Source organism: Psychrobacter sp. KCTC 72983, assembly GCF_014280455.1.
In the GTDB taxonomy this organism is placed as follows: Bacteria; Pseudomonadota; Gammaproteobacteria; order Pseudomonadales; family Moraxellaceae; genus Psychrobacter; species Psychrobacter pacificensis.
Genome location: NZ_CP060390.1, coordinates 383397 through 406650, shown reverse-complemented (window position 1 = coordinate 406650; position 23254 = coordinate 383397). Strand labels below are relative to the sequence as shown.

Annotated in this window: 20 protein-coding genes; 18 read left to right on the top strand and 2 right to left on the bottom strand. The window is 43.5% G+C overall.

Annotated features, from left to right (window positions below; translation table 11 throughout):
• The first annotated feature begins 73 nt into the window (after nt 1–73).
• The 6 genes from ispG (at nt 74) to PSBA01_RS01585 (ending at nt 8740) form a co-directional block, all read left to right on the top strand.
• Nucleotides 74–1189 (top strand): flavodoxin-dependent (E)-4-hydroxy-3-methylbut-2-enyl-diphosphate synthase, encoded by a 1116-nt coding sequence (gene ispG / locus PSBA01_RS01610; protein WP_186474866.1) that lies wholly within the window; start codon nt 74–76, stop codon nt 1187–1189.
• Between the two features lie 121 nt (nt 1190–1310).
• Nucleotides 1311–2612, top strand: coding sequence for a histidine--tRNA ligase (hisS, locus tag PSBA01_RS01605; RefSeq protein ID WP_186474865.1), 1302 nt, complete (start codon nt 1311–1313; stop codon nt 2610–2612).
• Nucleotides 2613–2682: 70 nt separating this feature from the next.
• Nucleotides 2683–3477 (top strand): YfgM family protein, encoded by a 795-nt coding sequence (locus PSBA01_RS01600; protein ID WP_071003377.1) that lies wholly within the window; start codon nt 2683–2685, stop codon nt 3475–3477.
• A 158-nt stretch (nt 3478–3635) separates the two neighbouring features.
• Nucleotides 3636–4856 carry an outer membrane protein assembly factor BamB gene (gene bamB, locus PSBA01_RS01595; protein ID WP_186474864.1) on the top strand — a complete coding sequence of 407 codons (1221 nt, stop codon included), beginning with the start codon at nt 3636–3638 and terminating at the stop codon, nt 4854–4856.
• A 316-nt stretch (nt 4857–5172) separates the two neighbouring features.
• Nucleotides 5173–6594 carry a ribosome biogenesis GTPase Der gene (gene der, locus PSBA01_RS01590; protein ID WP_071003380.1) on the top strand — a complete coding sequence of 474 codons (1422 nt, stop codon included), beginning with the start codon at nt 5173–5175 and terminating at the stop codon, nt 6592–6594.
• Nucleotides 6595–6778: 184 nt separating this feature from the next.
• Nucleotides 6779–8740 carry an ATP-binding protein gene (locus tag PSBA01_RS01585; RefSeq protein WP_186474863.1) on the top strand — a complete coding sequence of 654 codons (1962 nt, stop codon included), beginning with the start codon at nt 6779–6781 and terminating at the stop codon, nt 8738–8740.
• A gap of 202 nt (nt 8741–8942) precedes the next feature.
• Here PSBA01_RS01585 and PSBA01_RS01580 read toward each other — a convergent pair whose 3' ends face one another.
• Together PSBA01_RS01580 and PSBA01_RS01575 are read right to left on the bottom strand one after the other, a co-directional pair.
• Nucleotides 8943–10109 carry a D-alanyl-D-alanine carboxypeptidase family protein gene (locus tag PSBA01_RS01580; RefSeq protein ID WP_186474862.1) on the bottom strand — a complete coding sequence of 389 codons (1167 nt, stop codon included), beginning with the start codon at nt 10107–10109 and terminating at the stop codon, nt 8943–8945.
• Between the two features lie 512 nt (nt 10110–10621).
• Nucleotides 10622–11056, bottom strand: a complete 435-nt coding sequence (locus tag PSBA01_RS01575; RefSeq protein WP_058025084.1) for an MCR_0457 family protein — start codon at nt 11054–11056, stop codon at nt 10622–10624.
• Nucleotides 11057–11876: 820 nt separating this feature from the next.
• Here PSBA01_RS01575 and surE point away from each other — a divergent pair.
• From surE to modB, 12 genes are all read left to right on the top strand, one after another.
• A complete protein-coding gene (surE, locus tag PSBA01_RS01570; RefSeq protein WP_228724614.1) occupies nt 11877–12686 on the top strand; it encodes a 5'/3'-nucleotidase SurE in 810 nt (269 codons plus the stop codon).
• 183 nt (nt 12687–12869) lie between these two features.
• Entirely contained in the window at nt 12870–13658 is a 789-nt protein-coding gene (locus tag PSBA01_RS01565) for a M23 family metallopeptidase (RefSeq protein ID WP_186474861.1), read from the top strand.
• A gap of 68 nt (nt 13659–13726) precedes the next feature.
• A complete protein-coding gene (locus tag PSBA01_RS01560; RefSeq protein ID WP_186474860.1) occupies nt 13727–15025 on the top strand; it encodes a lytic murein transglycosylase in 1299 nt (432 codons plus the stop codon).
• Nucleotides 15026–15380: 355 nt separating this feature from the next.
• Nucleotides 15381–16676 carry a gephyrin-like molybdotransferase Glp gene (gene glp, locus PSBA01_RS01555; RefSeq protein WP_186474859.1) on the top strand — a complete coding sequence of 432 codons (1296 nt, stop codon included), beginning with the start codon at nt 15381–15383 and terminating at the stop codon, nt 16674–16676.
• 122 nt (nt 16677–16798) lie between these two features.
• A complete protein-coding gene (gene moaA / locus PSBA01_RS01550) occupies nt 16799–17899 on the top strand; it encodes a GTP 3',8-cyclase MoaA (RefSeq protein ID WP_186474858.1) in 1101 nt (366 codons plus the stop codon).
• 111 nt (nt 17900–18010) lie between these two features.
• On the top strand, nt 18011–18541 hold the full coding sequence (gene moaB / locus PSBA01_RS01545) for a molybdenum cofactor biosynthesis protein B (protein ID WP_186474857.1): 531 nt from the start codon (nt 18011–18013) through the stop codon (nt 18539–18541).
• A gap of 74 nt (nt 18542–18615) precedes the next feature.
• Nucleotides 18616–19314: a molybdenum cofactor guanylyltransferase gene (mobA, locus tag PSBA01_RS01540; RefSeq protein ID WP_186474856.1), complete on the top strand. Its 699-nt coding sequence runs from the start codon at nt 18616–18618 to the stop codon at nt 19312–19314.
• 41 nt (nt 19315–19355) lie between these two features.
• Complete coding sequence (gene moaC, locus PSBA01_RS01535; RefSeq protein ID WP_186474855.1) at nt 19356–19862, top strand: cyclic pyranopterin monophosphate synthase MoaC; 507 nt, start codon at nt 19356–19358, stop codon at nt 19860–19862.
• Between the two features lie 73 nt (nt 19863–19935).
• Nucleotides 19936–20217 (top strand): MoaD/ThiS family protein, encoded by a 282-nt coding sequence (locus PSBA01_RS01530; RefSeq protein WP_071003397.1) that lies wholly within the window; start codon nt 19936–19938, stop codon nt 20215–20217.
• A gap of 53 nt (nt 20218–20270) precedes the next feature.
• Nucleotides 20271–20762, top strand: a complete 492-nt coding sequence (locus tag PSBA01_RS01525) for a molybdenum cofactor biosynthesis protein MoaE (protein WP_186474854.1) — start codon at nt 20271–20273, stop codon at nt 20760–20762.
• Nucleotides 20755–21606 carry a molybdate ABC transporter substrate-binding protein gene (modA, locus tag PSBA01_RS01520; protein ID WP_186474853.1) on the top strand — a complete coding sequence of 284 codons (852 nt, stop codon included), beginning with the start codon at nt 20755–20757 and terminating at the stop codon, nt 21604–21606. Before PSBA01_RS01525 ends, modA begins: the two co-directional genes overlap by 8 nt.
• A gap of 46 nt (nt 21607–21652) precedes the next feature.
• Nucleotides 21653–22354, top strand: a complete 702-nt coding sequence (gene modB / locus PSBA01_RS01515) for a molybdate ABC transporter permease subunit (RefSeq protein WP_071003402.1) — start codon at nt 21653–21655, stop codon at nt 22352–22354.
• The last annotated feature ends 900 nt before the right edge of the window (nt 22355–23254 follow it).

Sequence of the window (23254 nt, the reverse complement as noted above, 5' to 3'; positions counted from 1 at the left end):
AACTATTATACGTCTAAGCTCATTTATATATACAAGCCTGTGGTTTTTCTATTTTTGATTTAAGGATTTATCTATGTCAATGCCATCGCCTATTAACCGCCGTTTGACCAAAAAAATCTATGTCGGCGATGTTGCGATTGGTGGTGATGCGCCAATTAGCGTACAGAGCATGACCAACACTGACACTTGTGATGTGGCGGCAACTGTCGCCCAGATCGAGCGCTGCGTAGAAGCTGGTGCTGATTTGATGCGCGTATCAACGCCGACGATGGATACCGTCAAAGCCTTTGGCGAGATTCGTAAACTGGTGAGCGTACCTTTGGTTGCAGACGTGCATTTTGATCATAAGATTGCCTTAGCAGTGGCTGAAGCCGGCGCTGATTGTTTGCGTATCAATCCTGGTAACATCGGTAGCGATGCCAAGGTGCGTGAAGTGGTTGCTTGTGCTAAGTATCACAATATTCCTATTCGTATCGGCGTCAATGCAGGCTCTTTAGAAAAAGACATTCAGCGTAAGTATACTGAGCCGACTGGGGAGGCGATGCTTGAGTCAGCAATGCGTCATATCGACATTTTAGAGCGTCTTAATTTTGACCAATACAAAGTATCTGTCAAAGCCAGTAATGTGTTTTTGACATTGGATGCGTATCGCCTGCTATCAGCGCAGATTGATAACCCACTGCATTTAGGTGTCACTGAAGCAGGTGTCTACCGTACTGGTGCTGTCAAATCTGCCATTGCGCTTGGTGGTCTGTTATTAGACGGTATCGGCGATACGATTCGTATCTCCTTAGCGGCTGAGCCTGAAGAAGAAATCAAAATTGGCTTTGATATTTTAAAATCGCTCAACATACGTTCGAACGGTGTTAATTTTATCGCTTGCCCAAGCTGCTCGCGTCAAGAGTTTGACGTGATTAAAGTGATGACGGCGCTAGAATCACGTTTGGAAGACATCCGTGAACCAATGGATTTATCCGTGATTGGCTGTAAAGTGAATGGTCCAGGCGAAGCAAAAGAAGCAGATATCGGTATCGTTGGCGCCGCACCAAGATCACTGGTATACCGTATGGGTCAAAAAAGTCATCTTATCGATACCGGCAATGTAGTCGATGAAATAGAAAGTATGGTTCGCGCCCATGCAGAAGATTTGGCGAAAAAGCGCGAGAACGAGATTATTCGCGTAAAATAAGTCGCAATATAGGTATCTGCTTTTTGCTGTGTAAAAAAAGGGTAGGCAGCACATTTTTTTTGTTAATACGTAGATAACAATAATAGACATAACTGTTAAATTTTAAGGACATGACCGTATCATGATTAAAGCTATTAAAGGGTTTAATGACATTTTGCCTGACCAATCAGCAAAGTGGCTGCATCTAGAAGCGATATTGGCTGATGTACTTGGTAGATATGGTTATGAGCATATTCGCTTGCCTATCGTTGAGCAAACTGATCTATTCGCACGTGCGATTGGCGGTGCGACAGATATCGTTGAAAAAGAGATGTACAGCTTCACTGATAAATCTGAGCCACCCACGCCTTTGGCCTTGCGTCCTGAAGGTACAGCAGGAGCAGTACGTGCCGTTATCGAGCATAACTTATTGCGTGGGGACACGCCGAAGCTTTGGTACGTTGGTCCAATGTTCCGCTATGAGCGTCCGCAAAAAGGCCGCTATCGTCAGTTTCATCAGCTAGGTGTCGAAAGCTTTGGTAGTGCGCTACCAGACGCTGATGCTGAGCTGATTGCAATGACGCATCTGATGTGGCAAGAACTGGGCCTAAAAGATGAGATGCACTTACAGTTAAACAGCCTAGGTGAGCTTGATGAACGCCATGCCTATCGCGAAGCGCTGGTTGCCTATTTGACGGACAAAAAAGATCAATTAGACGAAGACAGCAAACGTCGCTTGACGACCAACCCATTACGTATCTTAGATAGTAAAGAAGCAAGTACGCAGGCAGTATTAGCAGACGCACCAAAGCTTGCTGACTTCTTGGGTACAGAGAGTGTGGCGCATTTTGAACAAGTTCAAGCTTATCTGACTGCGCTTGGTATCGATTTTGAGATTAATCCACATCTGGTGCGCGGTCTTGATTATTATAATAAAACGGTCTTTGAGTGGGTAACGGATAAGCTTGGCAGTCAAGCGACGGTATGCGCTGGTGGTCGTTATGACGGTCTGGTTGGACAATTAAAGTCCATAGGTACAAACGATGATAAGTCAGATAAAAAACCTGTAAAATCTGAACCGGCTATTGGTTTTGCGATGGGGCTCGAGCGCTTATTGCTACTGATGGAAGCCGTGGCACCGATTGCTGACAAACCCGCTTGTGATGTCTTTGTCGTGGCGCATTCTGACGTTTATAGTGCAGGTATCAGCTACGCACAAAACCTACGTTATAGTCGTCCAGATGTACGCGTGAAGATGGCAAGTGCAACGAGTCTAAAAGCGCAAATGAAAAAGGCAGATAAGTCCGGCGCAGCATTGACAGTCATTATCGCACAGCAAGAGCTGGATGATAATACCATCAGTATCAAAGACATGCAGACGGGTGAGCAGCAGACTGTCACACAAGATTGGCTATCGAGTAAAGATAACTTTTCTCGTAAATAATCGTCTTGCAACGCCGCATTTTTGATTTTGGCATCAGCAATTTAATGTACATTTTATCAGGTAAATATATATGGCTCTGACCCCCAATTCGCCGAATGCAGACAACTCCATGCAAGCGTTAAAGCAGTATGGTAGTTATATTGTCACTGCGATTTTGTTGGCACTGGCTGCTTATTTTGGCTGGACATACTGGCAGAACAACCATGCGCGAGTAGATACTGTCGCCGCTGATCAATATGCCGATATCCAACGACTGAATGAAGAAGTCAGCCTGGCTTCGCAAAATCCAGATCTAGAAGCCGATGCACAAGAGTCGCTGGTACAGAGCCGTACACAGCTAGACAAAGACATTGATGCTTTAGTCAGTACGCATGGTGAATCAGTTTATGCCTGGCAAGCGCTGATGATAAAAGCTCGCCAACAGGTCGATAATGATGATTTTACGGCGGCAGCTGAGACATTTAAACAAGCGCTAGCAATCGATCTGGGCGATGCCGGTCTAAAGGCAATCACTCAGCTGCGTTATGCCAAGACGTTACTGGCGACAGGCGATGCAGATGCGGCCTTGTCAGAAGCCAACAACGATATGCCAAGCTCGTTTGAAGCCAGTCAGCAAGAGCTGCTGGGTGATATCTACTTGGCACAAGACAACAAAGAATCAGCGATTAAGTCTTACAATAATGCTTGGGAGCTATTACGTAGCCGCCAAGAAACGCGTGCAGTATTGGCCTTAAAGATGGAAAGCTTGGGTATCACTCCTGAGCCAATTGCTGGGCCCACCAGTCTTATCCAAGAATCAGCGACTCCTGAGCAGCCATTAGTGGTTGAAAACTCAGAAAATACGAGCGTTGAAGCTGCTCAATAAGTCACTAAGTTCAGTAAATAACTAAGCTCAGTAAATCACTAAGCTAGTATTGAGCAGTAGCAATCGATTAAATGCTTTTTGATATGACGTCATAATGACTAATGTGCTGTTGGCCAATGTACCAATTAATAATAATTCATTTGTAGTGAGAACATATAATGACTCAATCTATTCGCTCTAGCAAAATGTTAAAAACTACGTTAAGTAGTCAGACTATCAAGAAGACAGTCATGCATGTGGCAGTACTTGCCGTAATGAGCACTGCAGTGATTGGGTGTAACCGCGGCATCAAGCCAGTGGTTAATGACCCAGTAAAATTGGTACAGATTGCGCAACCGATCAACGTGCTCCAGCCAGTATTTAGCACCGATGTAGGTAACAAAAAAGCCAGTAAGAAAGACCCTCTAGATTTGCAAGTTGGTTACGCCAATGGGCAAATCGTTACGGCATCACGCGGTGGTGATCTGATAGGGTTTAATCAGGCAGGCGAGCGCTTATGGTCGGTTAACGTCGGTGATCAGATCACAGGCGGCGTGGCGTTGGATGCGCTGAGTCAGACAGCGGTTGTGAGTACTCGCAATGGTCAAGTAATGGCGTTTGATACTATGACTGGCGCAAAACGCTGGCAGCAGCAGTTGTCAGGGTCGGTTTTATCCCCAGCGCTTATCAGTAATAATCGTGTGGTATTATCAGCGAATGATGGCTTCTTGCATGGCTTATCACTACAGACTGGTGAATCAGTGTGGCAGTTTGCGACGCAAGTACCAGCGATCAGCGTGCGCGGTAGTGCGGCACCAACTTTGCTAGATAATGAAACGGCATTGTTGGCGACTGCTGATGGTCGTTTGCATGCAGTCACCGTTGATAATGGCTTACCAAAGTGGTCAAGACGTGTTGGCATTGGGTCTGGAAGCAGCGAAGTTGAGCGCATGAGCGATGTCGATGGCAAGCCTATCGTGGATAAAAATCAGCTGTTTGCGATTAGTTATAGTGGTCAGCTATTAGGTATTGATTTGGCCTCACGTCAAGTGATGTTCGTCAATGAGCTTGCTAGTTTAAAAGCACTTGCCGTCAACCCTCAGCAAGTGATTGCTACTAGTCTAGATGGTAAAGTGGTTGCCTATGATCGCAATAGTGGCGAGACATTATGGGAAAGTGAGGCACTGGCTTATCGTGACCTAACCAATCCTGTCATGATTGGCAATTATATTGCAGTCGGTGATTTTGACGGTATGGTACATTTATTTGACCCTGCTACTGGCAATATTGTTAGCCGCGTGCAGACAAAAGGGACGTTGACGAACTTGCAAGTACAAGGCAATCGCCTGATGACTCAAAGCACGTCAGGACAAGTTGCTATCTGGCAGCTAACGCGCTGATAAAACAGTACACTGGTTTTTATCTACAAAACACAAACGCTGCTTAGTCAGCGTTTAGTGCCTTGTGTAAATCGCTTGTTTAAGTACAGGCTTTCGCGTACTCTATGCGACCGATGTGCTAACCATATATACTATATATAATTTAGTCGTCCCAATTATTTTTTAGCTAAAAAATAGCTAGCTACTATTTTTGCTATTGTTTTATCATTCATTTTAATTTGCGGTTAAGTGCAGCCCTATTCGTTACTATTGTTATATCAGTGGTCATAAGAATAATTGTACTGTCCGTCATTGTGCCTTTCACTGAGAGTAACCCATGAGTATCAAGCCTGTGGTCGCCTTAATTGGTCGTCCAAACGTCGGTAAATCTACCTTATTCAATCAGTTCACAAAAAGTCGGCAGGCATTGGTTGCTGATTTGTCGGGATTGACTCGTGACCGTCAATACGGTGATGCAACTTATGAAGATAAGTCATTCATCGTTGTGGATACTGGTGGTATTGGTGAAGCAGATGACGGCAGCGGTAATATCGATGACTATATGTCTGAGCAGTCGCATACCGCGATTCACGAAGCAGATATCATTGTATTTGTCGTTGATGCTCGTGCTGGTATGATTGGTGCTGATGCTGAGATTGGCAAGTTTTTGCATACTCTGGGTAAGCCTGTCTACGTGGTTGCAAACAAGGTTGATGGTGTCCACGATGCAGCGCCAGCAGAGTTTTACGCGCTAGGATTGGGCGAGCCGTATCCGATGGCAGCCAGTCATGGTCGCGGTGTGGGCAACTTGCTTGAAGTCTTAACGGCTGATATGCCTGAGCAAGAGAATATAGTTGAGCCAAACGGTTTGAAGCTTGCGATTATCGGTCGTCCAAACGTTGGTAAATCAACACTGGTTAACCGTCTGTTGGGCGAAGATCGCGTAGTGGTATTTGATATGCCTGGTACGACGCGTGATAGTATTTATATCCCTTATCAGCGTGAGGGCAGAGACTACGTATTGATTGATACGGCTGGTGTACGTCGCCGCGGTAAAATCGATGAAAAAGTAGAAAAATTCTCTGTTATCAAAACCTTGCAAGCGATTGAAGACTCTAATGTAACTGTCATTGTCATTGATGCGCATGAAGGTATTGTTGACCAAGATTTGCATATGATTGGCTATGCACTTGATGCTGGTCGTGCTCTAGTCGTAGCAATCAACAAATGGGATGGTTTGACACCAGATCAAAGAGACTATATTAAGCTTGAGATGGATCGTCGTTTTAACTTTATCCCATATGTAAAAGTACATTTGATATCAGCACTACATGGGACTGGTGTGGGTAATTTATATCCATCTATCTTGCGTGCTTACAAGTCTTCAATGTTTGAAGTCTCTACCAATCGCTTGACGCAAATCTTGCAAGATGCTGTCACTGCCAATCCGCCACCAACTATTGCTGGTCGCCGTATTAAGCTACGTTATGCACATATCGGTGGTCACAATCCACCTGTTATCGTAATCCATGGCAATCAAACCAGCGCGCTTCCTAAGAGCTATCAGCGTTACTTAGAGAACCAGTTCCGTCAAGTATTTAAGCTTGAAGGTACGCCGCTCAATGTTATCTTTAAACAAAATGACAACCCATACGCCAATAAGAGCGACACGCCAACCAAGGCAAAAACACAGCAATTGCGTCAGCGTGAGCGCAATCGTGCGAAGAAATTCACTACCAAAGATAAAAAGTCTCGTTAATCACATGATTTGCTATGACTTATTTTATCGTGCAGCTCAGCACGGTAAAATAAAAAAGCACTATAATCATATAGTGCTTTTTTTGGCAGTTCAGTATACTCGTTAATTGCCTCAATCTTTCGCTTATCACATCTCTCAAATACTTGTAATATAAGTAAAACTTTTCTTGACTCAGTAGAGTGATATGAACAATCGTTCGTCTCAAACCATTTCTATGCTCATTTGGCGCTCTGTTGGACAGGCCGTAATTCTGGCTCTGCTGGCAGGCTTTGTATTGCCTTTTATTTATGGTTTGGTGCATCACTACCAAGAAAAACATCAGCATATACAGCAATTAGCCTCGTTACTAACAACCAGTGCATCGACACCAGATGGTGCTGACGTCGTCGCTGAGCAAGTGAATGTTTTATTAGAAAATGAGCCGAGCATTCAGAGTATTGTGTTTTATTCCACATCCCAGCCTATCAACGATATCAGCCAATCACTAGATGACTGGAAAAATGCTTTATTTGCCGATACGGTCAGCTTCAACTATCCTGTCGTTAGTAAGTACGAAGATTTTTTGAGTGTCAGACCCAATAAACCCACATCTAATCAGCAGCTAGCGACAGATCTGTCTGAGAGTATGAGCACATCATCAGTTACGGATGAATCGATCGGTAGCACGAATAGGAATAACACGCTGATTGGCTATATCAACATCACCATGGATGTGAAAGTACTGCGTTCATATTGGTTTCGTAGCATTATTCCGTTGTGGCTGACCACGTTACTACTGACTATTATTTCAGGTATATATATCTTTCGAAAGCTGAATTGGCCGGTCAAAGATATCGAAGCATTAAATGGTGTCTGCGGTATTATCATCAAAAACGCAGAGCTAGAGCAGCTACCTATTATTCCGCAGCGCTTTAACTTTCAAGAGCTGACACAAATAAAAAAGGCCTTGGCTATCTTGTTTGATCGACTGCAAGAGGCCAAGCAAGGATATGATACGCTTGCTGCCTTTGAGCAGCAACTACATAACAAAGATGTCTCGCTTGATGTGCAGTTGCATAATTTTCAAAGCATGATTACCCATGAACTAAAAACATCGCTCAATGCTATCGTGGGCGGGCTACAGTTATTGGACTACGAAACCTTAACTAGAGAGCAAAAAGACGCTGTCGAAATTATTAGCAACGGCAGTGATAAACTGGTGCTATCACTGGATCATATTATTCAATTAAATCAGATACAAAAAGGACAAATAAAAATTCATAACAATGAATTTAATCCGCTACAGTTGATATCTGATCTTTTGATAAAGTTTGAACCTATAGCCAATCAACAAGGCTTAGCGTTAACCAGTAATATTCATCATGTAGATTACAGTCTTTATGGCGACTCAGCAAAAATTCAACAAATATTATCCATATTAGTCAGTAATGCCATTAAATTTACTCCTACTGGACAGGTAGTGATCACGTCACAACTGACGCATTTTGATAAAAGTAATCGTTGGAAAATCAGTGTCAAAGATACGGGCATCGGTATTGATAGCAATCATATTGATGATATTTTCAATCCTTTCTTTCAGGTGGATTCGTCACAAACGCGCCAGTATGAAGGCTCAGGTGTGGGCTTGCCTGTGGTTAAGCAATTGGTGCAGCTCATGGGGGCGACCATCGAAGTTGATAGTACCTTGGGATCAGGGACGCAGTTTACGTTGACGTTAGTAATGCCAAACCAACAACAATCTCGCCAGCAGCGGCTCTTAAATGGGCTAACGATTATTTATTATTATGATCAAGAGACGGGTGCGTTATTCAATGAGCTAGAGTATCTAGGCGCTACGGTGATCTGTCACCAGGACGTACAGCAAGTCATGAATGAAATAAGGGTACAGAAGGTCGATATGGTGATGTTCGCTGAGGACGTGCTCGCGGACAAAGCTGAGCTGTTAGCAAAGCTTATTCGCCAACATGAAAACGAAGAAAGCGTGCAACGTGCGTTATTGATATATTGGTATCCCCAACATCAAGCGCGTTATGTCGATAATTTCGAGTATGGTTTAAAAGCAGCTGGCATCGATTACTGTCATAGTACGACCTATGAGCACAAGGCTTTGAGTGACTTGTTAAAACGTTGGTTAGTATGGATCTAAAACACTATAAAAAAATACGTTTGACTTCTTAAAATCGCCTAGCCCATTAGATGTAATTTCCTGATAAAAAGCACAAACAAGCCAAGATTTTTTTACAACAAATAAAAAAGACGCCCAATTTTAAGGCGTCTTTTTTATTATGTGATTTTCTTATAATGAGAGGATTTGCTATAGCTTTTTATCTATAAAGATAAAACAGTTCTTAGAACAGGTTTTGCGCCCAGCGTACAATATGTTGCCAAGTACGGCTCAAAAATCCTGACTGTGCGACATCATTAGTGGCAATGATAGGGACAGATGCGACAGCTTTACCATCAATAACGGCCATCATCTTACCGATTTCTTGACCTTTCTTAATCGGTGCTTCTAGGCTTTCAGGAATATCAACCACGGTCGTGATTTTATTCTTCTGCGTTTTACTGGTCAGGATTTGTAAGTTATCACCCGTTGCCAGTTCTACCTCATCGGCTTCTCCGAACCATACTGGAACTTTGCTGACGAACTGGCCAGCAGGCGCTTTGGTCACTGTGGTGAAGTGGCCAAAACCCCAGTTGAGTAGTTCACGCGATTGATCGGCGCGAGCCTGCTGGCTCTTGGTGCCCATGATGACAGAGATGAGGCGCATACCGTCGCGGTTACTAGAAGCGACTAAGCAATAACCTGCCGCATCAGTATGGCCCGTTTTTAGACCATCAACGGTAGGATCGGTTGCGAGTAGGGCGTTGCGGTTGCCCTGAGTGATACCATTATAGGTAAACTCTTTTTCGGAATAAATACTGTAGTAATCACCGCTGTTTTTGACAATAGCGCGAGCAAGTTTGGCCAGATCCAGCGCTGATGCCTGATGCCCTTCAGCAGGCATGCCAGTAGAGTTGACGAAATGAGAGTTTTCCATACCAAGCTTTTGCGCTTGCTCATTCATCAATATTGCAAATGATGCTTCGCTACCCGCGATATGCTCAGCCATGGCTTTTGACGCATCATTACCTGATTGAATGATAATACCGCGTAGCATATCGATGACACTAGCGGTCTTATTGACTGGCACATACATGCAAGACTGACTGCTGCTACCACGGCACCATGCATTTTGGCTCATGAGTACTTGGTCGTCTTCTTTGAGGTCGCCTGATGCTAAGCGCTGTTCGATGATATAACTGGTCATCATTTTTGTCAGAGACGCTGGCGGTAATGACTCATTCGCATTTTTTTGACCCAAGATTTCACCAGTATTGTAGTCCATCAATACATAGGCGGTATTATCCATCTCAGGCGGTTGTATGGCTGCGTTTGCCATCACTGCACTCATTGAGATACTTACACCAACTACCAGCTGTACTAGCTGATTTTTTACACGCTTTACTGTCATATATCATTACACCGCATCATGGAACCAAATGTATCTATCGCTTGTATTCAATGTCAATTTTCATACATTATTTTAAGCAGCATGCCTTAAACATCATGTCTAAAATAATGTATTAATCAAAACAAGAACGACTGTACGATAGACATAAAATTAACGCCTTATCTTAGCAAAATGCCAACCGATGGGGAATCGATAAATGCAAAAAAGTAAGGCCTGAATAAAAAGAAAAGCGAGTAGGTATTAAGTGTTTGCTCTTACTAACCTATAGATAGCTTTTGATCAGCATAAATTCAACGACCACAAAAAAGCCTGCTGTACCGCTTGTGGTTTATAAGCGGAATGACAGCAAGCTTTTTTGTTCATTAAACTTAATGGGTAAGTGTAGAGTATTGTTCTTAACGATGATGAGAGTAGAGCTCCAAAAAGAACAAGGCCATTGTTTATTGTCGTTAATTATGACTGGCTTTTCTAGCGCTCAAGACGGCTCTCTACGCTTACACGCTTTTTAGCGATTAATATTCTGCGTTTGCAAGATCTTCGCATAGTGCTTTATTTTCTTGCTTTGAAAAGCCCATTGTCCAGCTACGAATACCTTGCAGTATCTGACGATAGTCTTGCTGCGTTGACAGGTATTGAATCGCTGCTTTTGGGTCTTCTAATGAAGGCATCAGCTCGTGCAATTGCACAGTATAAGACTTATAAAAACGTTGTTTTTGATTGCCGTTCAGCATTGATGGACAGATCTCTGATAGTACCTGCATCACAGCAATTTCATGCTTTGTGATATTAATGCCAGACATATCTAGCGGAATAGTGGTCGCAGGATTGTTTGCAGCATTAGACGCTTGAGACAGCATGGCAACAGACGTTATCAGTCCTGCCAGCCCGATTTTTGAGGCGGTCTTTGCTATCACAGAAGCTATAGATAATATCGATTGATTCTTCATTCAGTATTACACTCGCTTATCTTTATTTGATGGTGATATGTTAATGGGTAAAAAAACAAAAGTCACATAAAATATTGATTTATGTGTAGATATCTTGTGAGCCAAAGGCATTTTACAGCAACATATCAGTAGCATATACCAATGAAGTCACATCAGTATAAACGCATCAGTCTGTATTATTGTACGGTGTTGCATATTGTAACGCGTTGCCTTATTTCTCTCATTTCGACTCCATTTGAGGCAAATAATATAACAATAGACAAAAATGCCAGACGGTTTTTGGTCAAAGACTGAGTTCGGGATTATCTATTGTTCAGGTATAATCGCTCGGGCTATCAAGATAATTTAGTTTTAATGTACTGATATCACAAGGCTTTCAAGAGTAATCGCCAAATTTTTTATTTTATATACTGGGGCGTGTTGAACATTCGACCATGGCACTGACAGCGACTATTTTTTAGGCGATTCGATGTTAAAAATAATAAGTTTAGTCATTCTAAGCGCTTATTTTTAACGATGAAGCGGCAAAAAAGAGTCCTGTCCCCTGCTTTTATCGTTGGGGCTGATGCTAAAATTGCCCCATACTGCGTTACAAATCTCGCTAAGGCATCTGCATTATCGTCGCTTTGTGCCTTATCTGGAACAATTTTAGCGATCAGCAGTGCCTATTTGCGAATGTTCAACACGCCCTAGCCTTTGGTTGCTATTTTTATACGAATAAAGATATGGTACGGTAGCAAAACTTTCTACTAGAAAGACGGTTTGACACAAACATACTGAGCTGACATGAAGATTTTAATTAGTAATGATGATGGGGTGTATGCGCCGATTATTGGCACTGTCTCAAGCACTATCCACCATCGGTGAGGTCGTGGTAGTCGCACCAAACGAGGAGCAGAGTGGCTATGCTAGTGCATTGAGTGTATCAAAGCCATTGCATACGCATCAATTGCCATCGGGATTTATAGCGGTCAATGGTTCACCAGCTGATTGTGTCCATCTGGCGCTGCATGAGCTATACCGTGACGTGGATTTTGACTGTGTCATTACAGGTATCAATTCAGGTGCAAACTTAGGACAGGACGTGATGTTTTCTGGTACCTTTGGCGCGGCATTGACCGCGCAACTATTGGGCATACCTGCTATTGCCACGTCTTTGGTAGGTGGCGGCGTAAAAAATGGTGGACAAGAATCAGCCAGTGATTATCAAGTGGCGGCAAATGAAATTGTCAAATTGCTCACTGATACCTCGATTTTAGAGTTTCTCAAAAGTTTGCCCTATCATGTATTAAACGTTAATATTCCTGATATGGATAGCAGCAGTGATATCAAAGGGCGAAAGGTTACCTCGTTGGGACACAAGCAGATCGCCCGGCCCGTGCGTCATATGATTGACCCGCGCGGCCGAGATGCGTACTGGCTGTCTCTACGAAAATGTAAAAACAGCAAGCACAAAAATGAGCGACCCTTAGACATTTCAGCTAAATCAACCAATCAAAAAAATGTTGTATTAACATCGGGCATGACGGATGATCAAGCAGTGGCAGCAGGATACATCAGTTTGTCGCCAGTACGTCTACATCATACCCCAGCGCGGGCATTGGATAAGCTTTTGGCACTAGATTTATAAGTTCGATAGGATATGATTATCAATGACATAGGTGATAATCACCATATCGCTTGCTGTACGAGTGATATAAATCATCTGCTAGATCGCTAATTGTAGTAACAATATCTGGAGGCTTTTGAGTGATATCAAGCGCTTTTGGATGATAAAACAATAGATAAGCAACACAAAGAACAGGAACCTTGTATGAAAAGAATCATGACCGGATCGCACCTTGCTAAGGCGGCGTTGATTGGCACTATGGCAGTTGCTACCTTGTCTGTAGTCGGCTGTGCAACCAAGCCTACTTATCAATCACCAAACCAAGTAGGTCCTAAGATTATTACCAACGCACAAGGCGTCCCTAACTACCATCACGTACAACGTGGCGATACGGTCAGCCAAATTGCGGCGCGCTATCGTCTTAACTATCGTCAGATTGGCGCACTAAATAATCTGGACAGTAGATATACGATTTATAGTGGGCAATGGCTCAAACTATGGCAGGGCGGTGCAGCGACCACAGCGAGTAACAATAGCTATAGCAGACCAGCACAGTCGCAACCAACTTATACCCCACCTGTAACCCAGTCTCGAACGCCAGCATACGAGGCAACTGCCAATTCGACCTTTGGTTATGATTATCCTACTCGCAATCCAGTGACGCGTAACATTGATCCAGCGGCGGGCAATATGGGCATGTGGTTTGCTGGTAATATCGGTGATCCAGTACTTGCTAGCCAATCAGGAACGGTGCTTTACTCAGGCAACGGTCTACCAGAATATGGCAACTTGATTATGATCCGCCATAGTGATGATTACATCACGGCCTACGCACACAATAGCCAATTGCTGGTAAAAGAAGGGGATACGGTACAGCGTGGCCAGCGTATCGCGACGATGGGTAGCAGTGGTCAGACCAATCAAGTGGGGCTGGAGTTCCAAGTTCGCTTAAATGGCAATCCGATTGATCCACGTACGGTACTTGGACGTTAGTATTCAGCCATGTCGCTGATGGCTGGGCGGCTTTGGTCCATTTTATTTATTTATGTTTGAGACTTTTTATGAGATTAAAAAAACAGTACCTCACCCTGATGCCAGCGCTCGTGATGGTTGGGTGTACAAGCCAACAAGCGATGCAAAAAAAACCGGTGCGCCAAGGCGGCGTTGAGATCACGCAGACCCAAACGGTGCAGGTCAAGCCAACACCAGCGCCAGTTATTAAGCCGCAGCCCGCCCCAAAGCCAAGCTATAGCAGTTTTTCTGATTGGAAGTCAGACTTTTCTATGCGTGCAATATCTTCAGGCTATGATGCGGGAGTCATTCGCCGATTACTCGATTCCGCTTATCTGAATCAGCAAGTTATCTCATTAGACTCAGGACAGCCTGAGTTTTCTAAGATGCCATGGGAGTATGTGGACTCTGCTGTCTCTAGTGGGCGTGTGAGCGTAGGTAAGCGCAAGTTTGCAGAGCAGCGTGCGTTTTTGTCTCAATTAGAATCGCAGTATGGTGTTGATGCAGAGATTGTCGCAGCGATATGGGGTATGGAGTCGTCATATGGCGCGGTCACAGGTAACAGTGATTTGCCAAGCTCGCTTGCCAGTCTGGCCTACGATGGTCGTCGTCAAGAATTTGCAGAAGCTCAGCTATTATCCTTAGCGACGCTACTCCAGCGTGGCGACGTATCATGGTCGCAATTAGATGGTTCTTGGGCAGGCGGCATGGGACAAACGCAGTTTATTCCTGAGACTTGGCTCAAGCAAGGCGTTGATGGTGATGGCAACGGTCACCGTAACCCTTGGGCCACAGGTGATGCACTCGCTTCTACTGCCAACTATCTGAGCAACTCAGGCTGGGTGCGCGGTCTAGCACCTTTTTATGAGGCGACTGTACCTGCTTCGTTTGATTATTCACTGATGGGGAGTAAGCAACCTGCAGCCAGATGGGCGGCGATGGGTGTCGATACGATAGATGACGTCTATTTAGATGCCAATACTCAGATGGAGCTATGGTTGCCAGCTGGTAAAGATGGTCCCGTATTGCTGCTAAGCCAAAACTTTGATGTTATCAAGGTTTACAATAACTCGTCGAGTTATGCGCTAGGGGTGAGCCTATTGGGCAAAACGATTGATGGACAAAGTGGTCTGCGAAAATCATGGCCCCGCTATGAGCGTCCGTTATCAACCACGCAAGTGACCAACTTACAGCGCCGTCTGACGAGTATGGGTTACGATACCAAAGGTGCTGATGGTATCGTGGGCACCAATACTCGTATGGCATTTCAGCGCTGGCAAGCAGATAATGGGCAAACGCCAGATGGATTCATCACTCAAAATAGCGCCTCTTCATTGGCTGGCTGGTGAGGTAAGCTGACGGTATTTATACACCGTATGAAGGTCACGATTCATAATCGCTTTTAGCTATTATAAATCAGTCATTAATCATCAATTAAGCATGTTACCTTGCTCTACAAAAAGCACCTTGCCAAGGTGCTTTTTTTGCCTCAGGCTATGTCTGATTTTGCTGAAATTTATTGAATGAATAAATATTGTGATAATCATCAAATATTTGAGTTGGCTTGATCTCGCAATCTTCAAAACTTATCAGAACAAGGTTAATACAACAAAATCGATACTGTGAATGATAGACTCTAAGGACAGCTTTTAATAATAAAGATTCAATCACAAATAATGAGAACGATCAAAAGAGCATACCTTTATGATTACTATGGAAGAATTACAAGCGGCAATAAAGCTGCGTATCAATGATTATAATAATACTGACTTCCCGCTTCCCAACAGAGCCGTCAATATCTGCGATCTATTAGACAGTCGTAACCACATACTCGCGCAAGATATTGCATCACCTTTTGATGTGCCAAGACAGAATCTATCTGCTATGGATGGTTATGCCATTGCAAAAGGAAGTGAGCTGTCAGAAGGCAAGACGATTGAAATCATTGGTGAGTCTCAAGCAGGCAGTGCCTATGCTGGTGAGACAAAAGCAGGGCAGGGTGTGCGTATTTTTACTGGCGCGGTCGTCCCTGACTGTTGTGATACGGTCATCATGCAAGAGAATACTAATTTTGCTGATATCAAAGCGACCATTGATAAGACTCAGCCGTACAGCATCACTCTCACGCAAACGGCCGAAACCAACGATAATATCCGTGCGCAAGGCGAAGAGGTTGAGTCTGGCGAAGCTGTGCTAAAGATAGGAAAACGAATTAATCCTGCCGATATCAGCTTGCTGGCAAATTTAGGTATCAGCGAAGTGAGCGTGTTTCAACCACTCGTCGTCGGTGTGCTCGCGACAGGCGATGAGCTCGTCGCTATTGGCGATGAGCTGGAACATCTAGCCCAAATATATAATTCAAACACCCCAACGCTCAAAAGCTTACTGTCGGATTTACCTATAATCATTCGTGACTATGGCATCATTCCTGATGATTTGGATAAGACGACAGCTGCGGTCAACGAAGCCATGCAAGACTGTGATGTGCTCATATCGACAGCAGGCGTCTCAGTCGGCGATTATGATTTTCTGACGACGGTGATCGAAACGCTTGGGCAAATCAACCACTATAAAGTGGCGATGAAACCTGGTAAGCCTTTCGTATTTGGCGAGTTAAATAAAAATCTCGATAAGCCCGTATTGTATTTTGGTCTACCGGGTAATCCGCTCTCCACAGTTGTGGGCGCGCTACAGTTTGTGATACCCGCATTATGGCAGATGTCAGGTGCGAGTGTGTCCGAGCAGCCGATGCCGCTAACGATCAACGCTAAACTCACAAATGACATCAAAAAGTTCCCGGGCCGCAAAGACTTTCAGCGCGGCGTATTGTCACAAGATGAGGCGGGTCATTACCAAGTGGAATGTTTTTTGAGTCAACAATCACACAGAATAAAACAGCTGAGCCGCGCCAATTGCTTTATTGTATTAGACAAAGACAGTGGCAACGTAGTATCTGGTGGTGAGGTTACCGTACAGCCGTTTCCTTGGTTGCATCGCTAATTCACCGTTTGCCAATCTGCTATAAAATGATGGAACGAAATTAAAAAGCAATCTAGCAATGGGATGCTAAACACGAATAATAAAGTAACGCTTATGGCAAGCAATACTGATGGCAGTAATATATGAATGACAACAATATCAAAATAGACAGCCCAAAACTGTACTCTCCTGCGTCAGCACCTGTGCTGTCTGACAGCTATATACCGTCTAATTTAGTGATGCCGATTGATCAGGCAACCCAAATCCATCAGCCTTTAACGGATGGGTTTGCGCGCCGTCTGACATATCTGCGTCTATCTATTACGGATTTTTGTAATTTTCGCTGTGAGTACTGCTTGCCAAATGGCTATCAAGGCAAACGTCCTGACGATGAGTTGAGCGTTTCTGAAATTGCGACATTGGTGCGCGGCTTTGCCCAAGTAGGTACCAAAAAAGTGAGAATTACGGGCGGTGAGCCATCCATTCGCCGTGATGTTGTCGAAATTATCGAAACGATCAAGCAAACGGACGGTATTGAAACAGTAGCGATGACCAGCAATGCTTATAAGTTGGGTAAACATTTAGCCAGCTGGCAAGCGGCTGGACTTGATCAGCTCAATATCAGTATGGACAGTTTTGATGCGGCCACTTTTCACAAAATGACTGGCTTTGATACTTTACCGCAGATATTGGCGGATATGGATACCTTGCTAGAAACGACGGATATCAAACTCAAAATAAATAGCGTCTTGATGGCAGAGACTGCCTTTGAAAACCTGATCGCCGCGATCGACTACGTCAAAGACAGGCAAGTAACGTATCGTTTTATTGAGTTTATGCAGACCAGTGACAATAGCGACTTGTTTTTTGCCCAACATGCTCAGTCTGATATCATCACGGATTATTTATTAGAGCATGGTTGGCAGCCACACGAGCGTGGCAGTGCCGATGGTCCAGCGGTCGAGTACAGTCACCCTGATTATGTCGGCCGTATTGGTATGATTGCCCCTTATGCGGCGCACTTTTGTGATACTTGTAACCGCTTGCGAGTCAGTAGTCAGGGCAAGGTGCATCTGTGCTTATTTGACCAAGGTAATTACGATATTCGTCCATACTTACAACAAAACGATATCCAAGGACTGGTAAACACTTTACATAGCTTTATGCCGATTAAGCCTGAGCATCATCATCTGCATGACTCGAACAGTGGTATCATGCACAATCTCTCGATAATCGGTGGTTAAGGCATTCTGAGTCTCTAATTCTGATGATAACTGATGCTGTTTTTGCTATCGTTTTTCTGACATAAGCTTTTTTTAATACATTTATAAAATTATATCTATAAAGGATCTTTTATGAGTAAGCCTGCTGCACCGTTTACCCCTCTTAATATTGCGGTATTGACTGTTTCTGATAGCCGTACGCTGGCAGAAGACACGTCAGGTCAATATCTAGCCGATAGCTTGACCGAGGCTGGACATCATTTGGCAGACCGTCAGCTGATCACTGATGATATCTATCAGATTAGAGCGGTCATTAGTGGCTGGATTGCCAGTCCAGACGTGCACGCGGTCATCACAACAGGTGGTACAGGGTTCTTTATTAGAGATAGCATGCCAGAAGCTGTCAGCGTACTATTTGATAAGTCGATTGATGGTTTTGGTGAGATGTTCCGTTTGATCTCAAAAGACGAGATTGGTATGTCTACGGTGCAGTCGCGGGCATTGGCTGGTATGGCCAATGGTACCGGTATCTTTTGTCTACCAGGTTCATCGGGCGCGTGCCGAACTGGTTGGGAAAATATCCTAAAAGAGCAGTTTGATAGCCGTACTCGTCCGTGTAACTTTGTGCCGCATTTTTTGGCACAAAACCCCAGTCATGACTGATTTATAAATGATTGATGATAAATGATTAAGCCATGACAGCTATTTAACCAAAAATGACAGGCAATGGCATAATAATGGGTTGCTCAAATAGTTCGGACAACTTGGCAGGTATAGTTATTTTAGCTGGCGGAGCATCCAAACGTATGGGAACACCAAAGGCGACGCTCACTCTGCCGACAGGTGAGCAGCTGCTAAATTATCATGTTCGTCATGCCAGCGAGTTGCAAGTTCCTATTTTGATTGCGGATAATGGGCGCGGCTTTTATGTTGATTCAGATGCTACTTTGAACAAACCCAGTTCGCCCGTTACGCCTATTGCTGACTACGTTTCTGATTTTGACGCGGATAATGATGAGCAGATTCGTACAGGTGGTGCGTTGGTTGCTATCGAATCAGCATTGCAAACATTGACTGGCTCGAATAATCTGTTTACAACTAACAATCAGCGCGCATCGTGGCTACTGGTGATGAGTTGTGACAGCTTAATACCCGCCACTGATCTATGGCAGAAATTGCAACAAGCGATTAATACAGCGGCTAATCAGCGCGTCATTTGCTTAAAAGATAACAGTCACTTATATCCACTATTGGGACTTTATCATTTAGACATTGAACCCGATTTGAAAGCTTATATTGATAGTGGTCAGCGCCGAGTCATGCCCTTTATTCAGCCGATGGTAAAAACCTTGCCATTTACTCAGGACTGGCAGCATTTGACCAATTTTAATATGCCTCAAGAGTTTGAACAGGCGTGTGCCGCGCTACCAACATAATAAAAATACCGATAAAGAGATTACTAAGAAAAGGCGATATAATGAGTAACAGCGTTCAGACAAATCATCAATCTGCTTTATCACACTTAGATGGTAATGGTGACATCACAATGGTTGATGTCAGTGGCAAGACCGCAACGACGCGAGAAGCGAACGCGACTGGGCAAGTTCGTTTTCCGAGCGAGATCTATGCGCAGATCAAAGCGGCTGATGGGATGACCAAAAAAGGCAGCATTACGCAAACGGCACATATTGCCGGTATTATGGCTGCCAAACGCACGCATGATATGATACCGCTTTGTCATTCGCTGCCGCTAGATAAGATCGGCCTTACCTTTGTGTATAATGATGCGCTGAGCAGTATCACCGTCAGTGCTGTAGTCAAAGTCACGCACAAAACGGGGGTTGAGATGGAAGCGCTAACCGCCGTGAGCGTTGCCTGCTTGACCATCTATGATATGACTAAAGCACTATCACATGACATCGTTATAAATGATATTCACCTGATTAAAAAAACAGGTGGCAAGTCAGATTATCGCCATGCTTAGCGTAAAAAGTATCATTAAAGCACAGAGATATATCACATATTAAGCAAGGACGCTTGCAAAAAAGGAGAAGTTTATGAGTGTTATTGAGACAAAAGCTGATATCGAATCAACGATGGATATCAATGTCATGTATTTCGCCAGTTTGGCAGATGAGGCTAACTGTCAGCAAGAGACTGTCAAACTACCCCAAGACACCTCATTGACTGAACTATATGAACAGCTTAGCCAAAAGCATCGTTTTAGCCGTCCGCAAGCAGAGCTACGGGTGGCAGTCAATGATTACTTCGCTAAATGGACAGATCAAATCAATGACGGCGATAGCGTAGTATTTATCACGCCAGTCGCTGGTGGTTAGGTATATATTTATAAGCGGCTATAGCGTCACAATTAGTGTAAATAGAGAAAAAAATGACAGATAACATCCATAACCATTCAATGACCATCAAACGTAGTACCGATGAAGCGTATCTTATTGCTGAGCGCGACGGTTTTGCGTTACTCGATATTGCCATCGATGAGGATAGGCTCAAAAGTACGTTAGACAATGACAGCTGCGGTGCGTTTGTTTGCTTTGAAGGGCGAGTGCGTAATCATAATAATGCCACGAGCGTTGATCGTCTTACGTATTACGGTTATGAAGACTTAGCAATCAACCAAGGCCGCGCCATTATAGAAGAGGCTAAAGAGCGCTTTGAGATCACTCATGCCATTGCCATACACCGCATCGGAGCGTTAGAGATTGGTGATGTGGCAGTGTGGGTGGGGGTAGTGTCAGCGCATCGCTATCCAGCATTTGATGCCTGCCGCTGGATACTAGATACCATCAAAGCCGACATTCCTGTGTGGAAGCAAGAGTATTACGAAGATGCTTCATCTAAATGGCTCAGCAACAATGGGTAGGTCACTAGCTGCTATTAGTACCTCTGCGTGTTTGCTACTGGCATTAAATGCTTGTACAGCAGATAACAGTACGAATGTAGAATCGGCGACTGCCACAACTGAGCACCAAACCTTACGGATCGCTGCGGCAGCCAACTTATCTGATGTCTTACCCAGCATTATTGACAGTTATCAGGTGGATCATAGGGTTTCTGATAGTACCTCTGACAAAAGTGACTTAGATATCGAAGTCACTTACGCGTCTTCTGGCAAGCTATATGCTCAAATCAAGGCAGGAGCCCCTTATGATATATTCTTGTCCGCCAATCAAGAGTTTCCGGCAAAGCTGTCTGATGACAAGCGTGATAAATCTGTACAACCGTTTACCTATACCAGAGGTCAGTTGGCGCTCTATAGTGTCACAAAGCCTTTGAATGATTTTACGCCAGCATCACTTATTGACGCATTTACAAGTGCTAGTTTCACAGATGATAGCAAGATTTCTATTGCCAATCCTGAACTCGCTCCTTATGGTGCATCTGCAAAATCCTATCTGCAATCACAAAAGATATATGACAAATTAAATGCACAGAAAAGCCTGATACAGGCAGAAAATATTGGTCAAGTATTTCAGTACGCCCATACAGGTAGCGTGGATTATGGGTTTGTGGCGCAGTCTCAACTCGTTGCGATAAAAGCCAAACCTGAGCAGTTTATTACTGTGCCAAAAACATCCTATCCAGCCATCTTACAAGATGGTATCGTTATCAATAATACAGTCCCAGCAGCGGCGTTTACTGATTACTTGCGCTCGGATGCAGGACAACAGCACTTCGCGCAAGCAGGCTACCTGCCCATACAGTAATCCGTTAGCCTAGACACGCTACCTATAAAACGAGCCGTGACATTATATGATCGATCAGTCTCTTATGTCAGATATGCTCAGTCCATTTTGGGTAAGTATTAAGCTCGCTTCTATCACGACCTTATGCTTACTGTTGTTTGCAACTCCTATGGCTTATTGGCTTGCCAAACCAAGTCAAAAGAAGGCAGTTGGGCGTTTCAAAATTCTGCTCATGGGCATCATTGCCATGCCTCTGGTGCTCCCGCCTACGGTTATTGGCTTTTATTTATTATTACTGCTAAGTCCAAGTATGGGTATCGGTCAATGGCTGATTGAGCACAATATTAGTCCGCTTATTTTTACTTTTGAAGGTCTAGTGGTTGGGTCTATTATTTACTCACTGCCTTTTTATATACAGCCAGTGTATGCACAGTTTTTGCGTATTCCGCAAAGTGTCACGGAAGTCGCGCATCTGTTAGAACCCAGTCGTCTGCGCCGCTTCGTCAAAGTAGCCTTACCGCAAGCGCGCGTGGGTATTATTTTGGGTAGTTTAATCAGCTTTGCTCATACCATTGGTGAGTTTGGTGTGGTGTTGATGATAGGGGGGAGTATCTCAGGTGAGACCAAGGTGGTGTCGATTGCGATATACGAGCAAGTTGAAGCGCTCAACTATGAGGCAGCGCATATGATGTCTGGTATTTTGATTATCATGGGCGTAGTGATGGTGGCGTTGATTGCTAGTGTGAGTCGCATGAGTCAGCGTCCATAATACTAAAATACCTGCACGTCCGTTGGATGATTATAACTATTGCGAATACAAAATAGATGCTTATCGAGAGGTAGTTATATTAGAAGGAACATAGACAAAAAACACAAACACAAACACAAAAAAACCTCAAACAATCTAATGTTTGAGGCGAAACTTGCTTAAACCCAAAGGTTTAAATTCGTTTTAGCTGTTTACAAGAAATGGTGTAGCGAACAGAGTTACTACCTAAGATTTTCAACGTGAAAGGCTAAACCAATCATGTTTTAATAATTTTTATGTCATCTAAAAAATTTTTAAACCTGAAAATAATAGGCATGAGACACTAAATATCAATCCTAGATAATATCTAAGATCCTGATTAAAAGGCATTATCATCGATATATTAGGAAACGACCTAATAACATAAATCTTACTTTTATCCATACATTTTAGTAATCTTGCATTGGCACTTTCATAACTTAGCCTCATTACAGAATTTGTAGAGTTAAGTAAGCTGTTCTTATGATTTTCTTCTGATACCTCGTATTCATAGGTAACACTGATAGAGTGCCATTGTCCTATATAAAACTTTTCGCCAAAAGGTGAGATATTATATGAAACAACTTTACAATTAATTTTTTCTCCAAATAGACAAACAAGTGCATCTATCAGGAAACATCCTGCTATAAAAACTGTAATTAGTAAAGAAGATAAAAACATAATATACAGAAGAAATATCTCGTACATAATTTGAGTCACTGTAATCTAGATTAAATTTTTTCTATAATTATTCTTAAATGAATTTAGATTAGTACATTTATAAGTTTTGCCTTTATAGTCGAATTCATAAAAGATGAATATGGCATGAGGATTACCCAATCTATTTTCTCTTCATAAAGGTACGATATCAGCTCTAATAAC

Excerpts from the sequence above, each read along its gene's own strand:
- glp (WP_186474859.1), top strand. The coding sequence starts at position 15,381 with ATGATTACTATGGAAGAATTACAAGCGGCAATAAAGCTGCGTATCAAT.
- surE (WP_228724614.1), top strand. The coding sequence starts at position 11,877 with ATGCGCCGATTATTGGCACTGTCTCAAGCACTATCCACCATCGGTGAG.
- ispG (WP_186474866.1), top strand. The coding sequence starts at position 74 with ATGTCAATGCCATCGCCTATTAACCGCCGTTTGACCAAAAAAATCTAT.
- PSBA01_RS01575 (WP_058025084.1), bottom strand. The coding sequence starts at position 11,056 with ATGAAGAATCAATCGATATTATCTATAGCTTCTGTGATAGCAAAGACC.
- PSBA01_RS01580 (WP_186474862.1), bottom strand. The coding sequence starts at position 10,109 with ATGACAGTAAAGCGTGTAAAAAATCAGCTAGTACAGCTGGTAGTTGGT.
- PSBA01_RS01565 (WP_186474861.1), top strand. The coding sequence starts at position 12,870 with ATGAAAAGAATCATGACCGGATCGCACCTTGCTAAGGCGGCGTTGATT.
- PSBA01_RS01600 (WP_071003377.1), top strand. The coding sequence starts at position 2,683 with ATGGCTCTGACCCCCAATTCGCCGAATGCAGACAACTCCATGCAAGCG.
- der (WP_071003380.1), top strand. The coding sequence starts at position 5,173 with ATGAGTATCAAGCCTGTGGTCGCCTTAATTGGTCGTCCAAACGTCGGT.
- PSBA01_RS01585 (WP_186474863.1), top strand. The coding sequence starts at position 6,779 with ATGAACAATCGTTCGTCTCAAACCATTTCTATGCTCATTTGGCGCTCT.
- hisS (WP_186474865.1), top strand. The coding sequence starts at position 1,311 with ATGATTAAAGCTATTAAAGGGTTTAATGACATTTTGCCTGACCAATCA.
- moaA (WP_186474858.1), top strand. The coding sequence starts at position 16,799 with ATGAATGACAACAATATCAAAATAGACAGCCCAAAACTGTACTCTCCT.
- bamB (WP_186474864.1), top strand. The coding sequence starts at position 3,636 with ATGACTCAATCTATTCGCTCTAGCAAAATGTTAAAAACTACGTTAAGT.
- moaB (WP_186474857.1), top strand. The coding sequence starts at position 18,011 with ATGAGTAAGCCTGCTGCACCGTTTACCCCTCTTAATATTGCGGTATTG.
- PSBA01_RS01530 (WP_071003397.1), top strand. The coding sequence starts at position 19,936 with ATGAGTGTTATTGAGACAAAAGCTGATATCGAATCAACGATGGATATC.
- modA (WP_186474853.1), top strand. The coding sequence starts at position 20,755 with ATGGGTAGGTCACTAGCTGCTATTAGTACCTCTGCGTGTTTGCTACTG.
- modB (WP_071003402.1), top strand. The coding sequence starts at position 21,653 with ATGATCGATCAGTCTCTTATGTCAGATATGCTCAGTCCATTTTGGGTA.
- moaC (WP_186474855.1), top strand. The coding sequence starts at position 19,356 with ATGAGTAACAGCGTTCAGACAAATCATCAATCTGCTTTATCACACTTA.
- PSBA01_RS01560 (WP_186474860.1), top strand. The coding sequence starts at position 13,727 with ATGAGATTAAAAAAACAGTACCTCACCCTGATGCCAGCGCTCGTGATG.
- mobA (WP_186474856.1), top strand. The coding sequence starts at position 18,616 with ATGGGTTGCTCAAATAGTTCGGACAACTTGGCAGGTATAGTTATTTTA.
- PSBA01_RS01525 (WP_186474854.1), top strand. The coding sequence starts at position 20,271 with ATGACAGATAACATCCATAACCATTCAATGACCATCAAACGTAGTACC.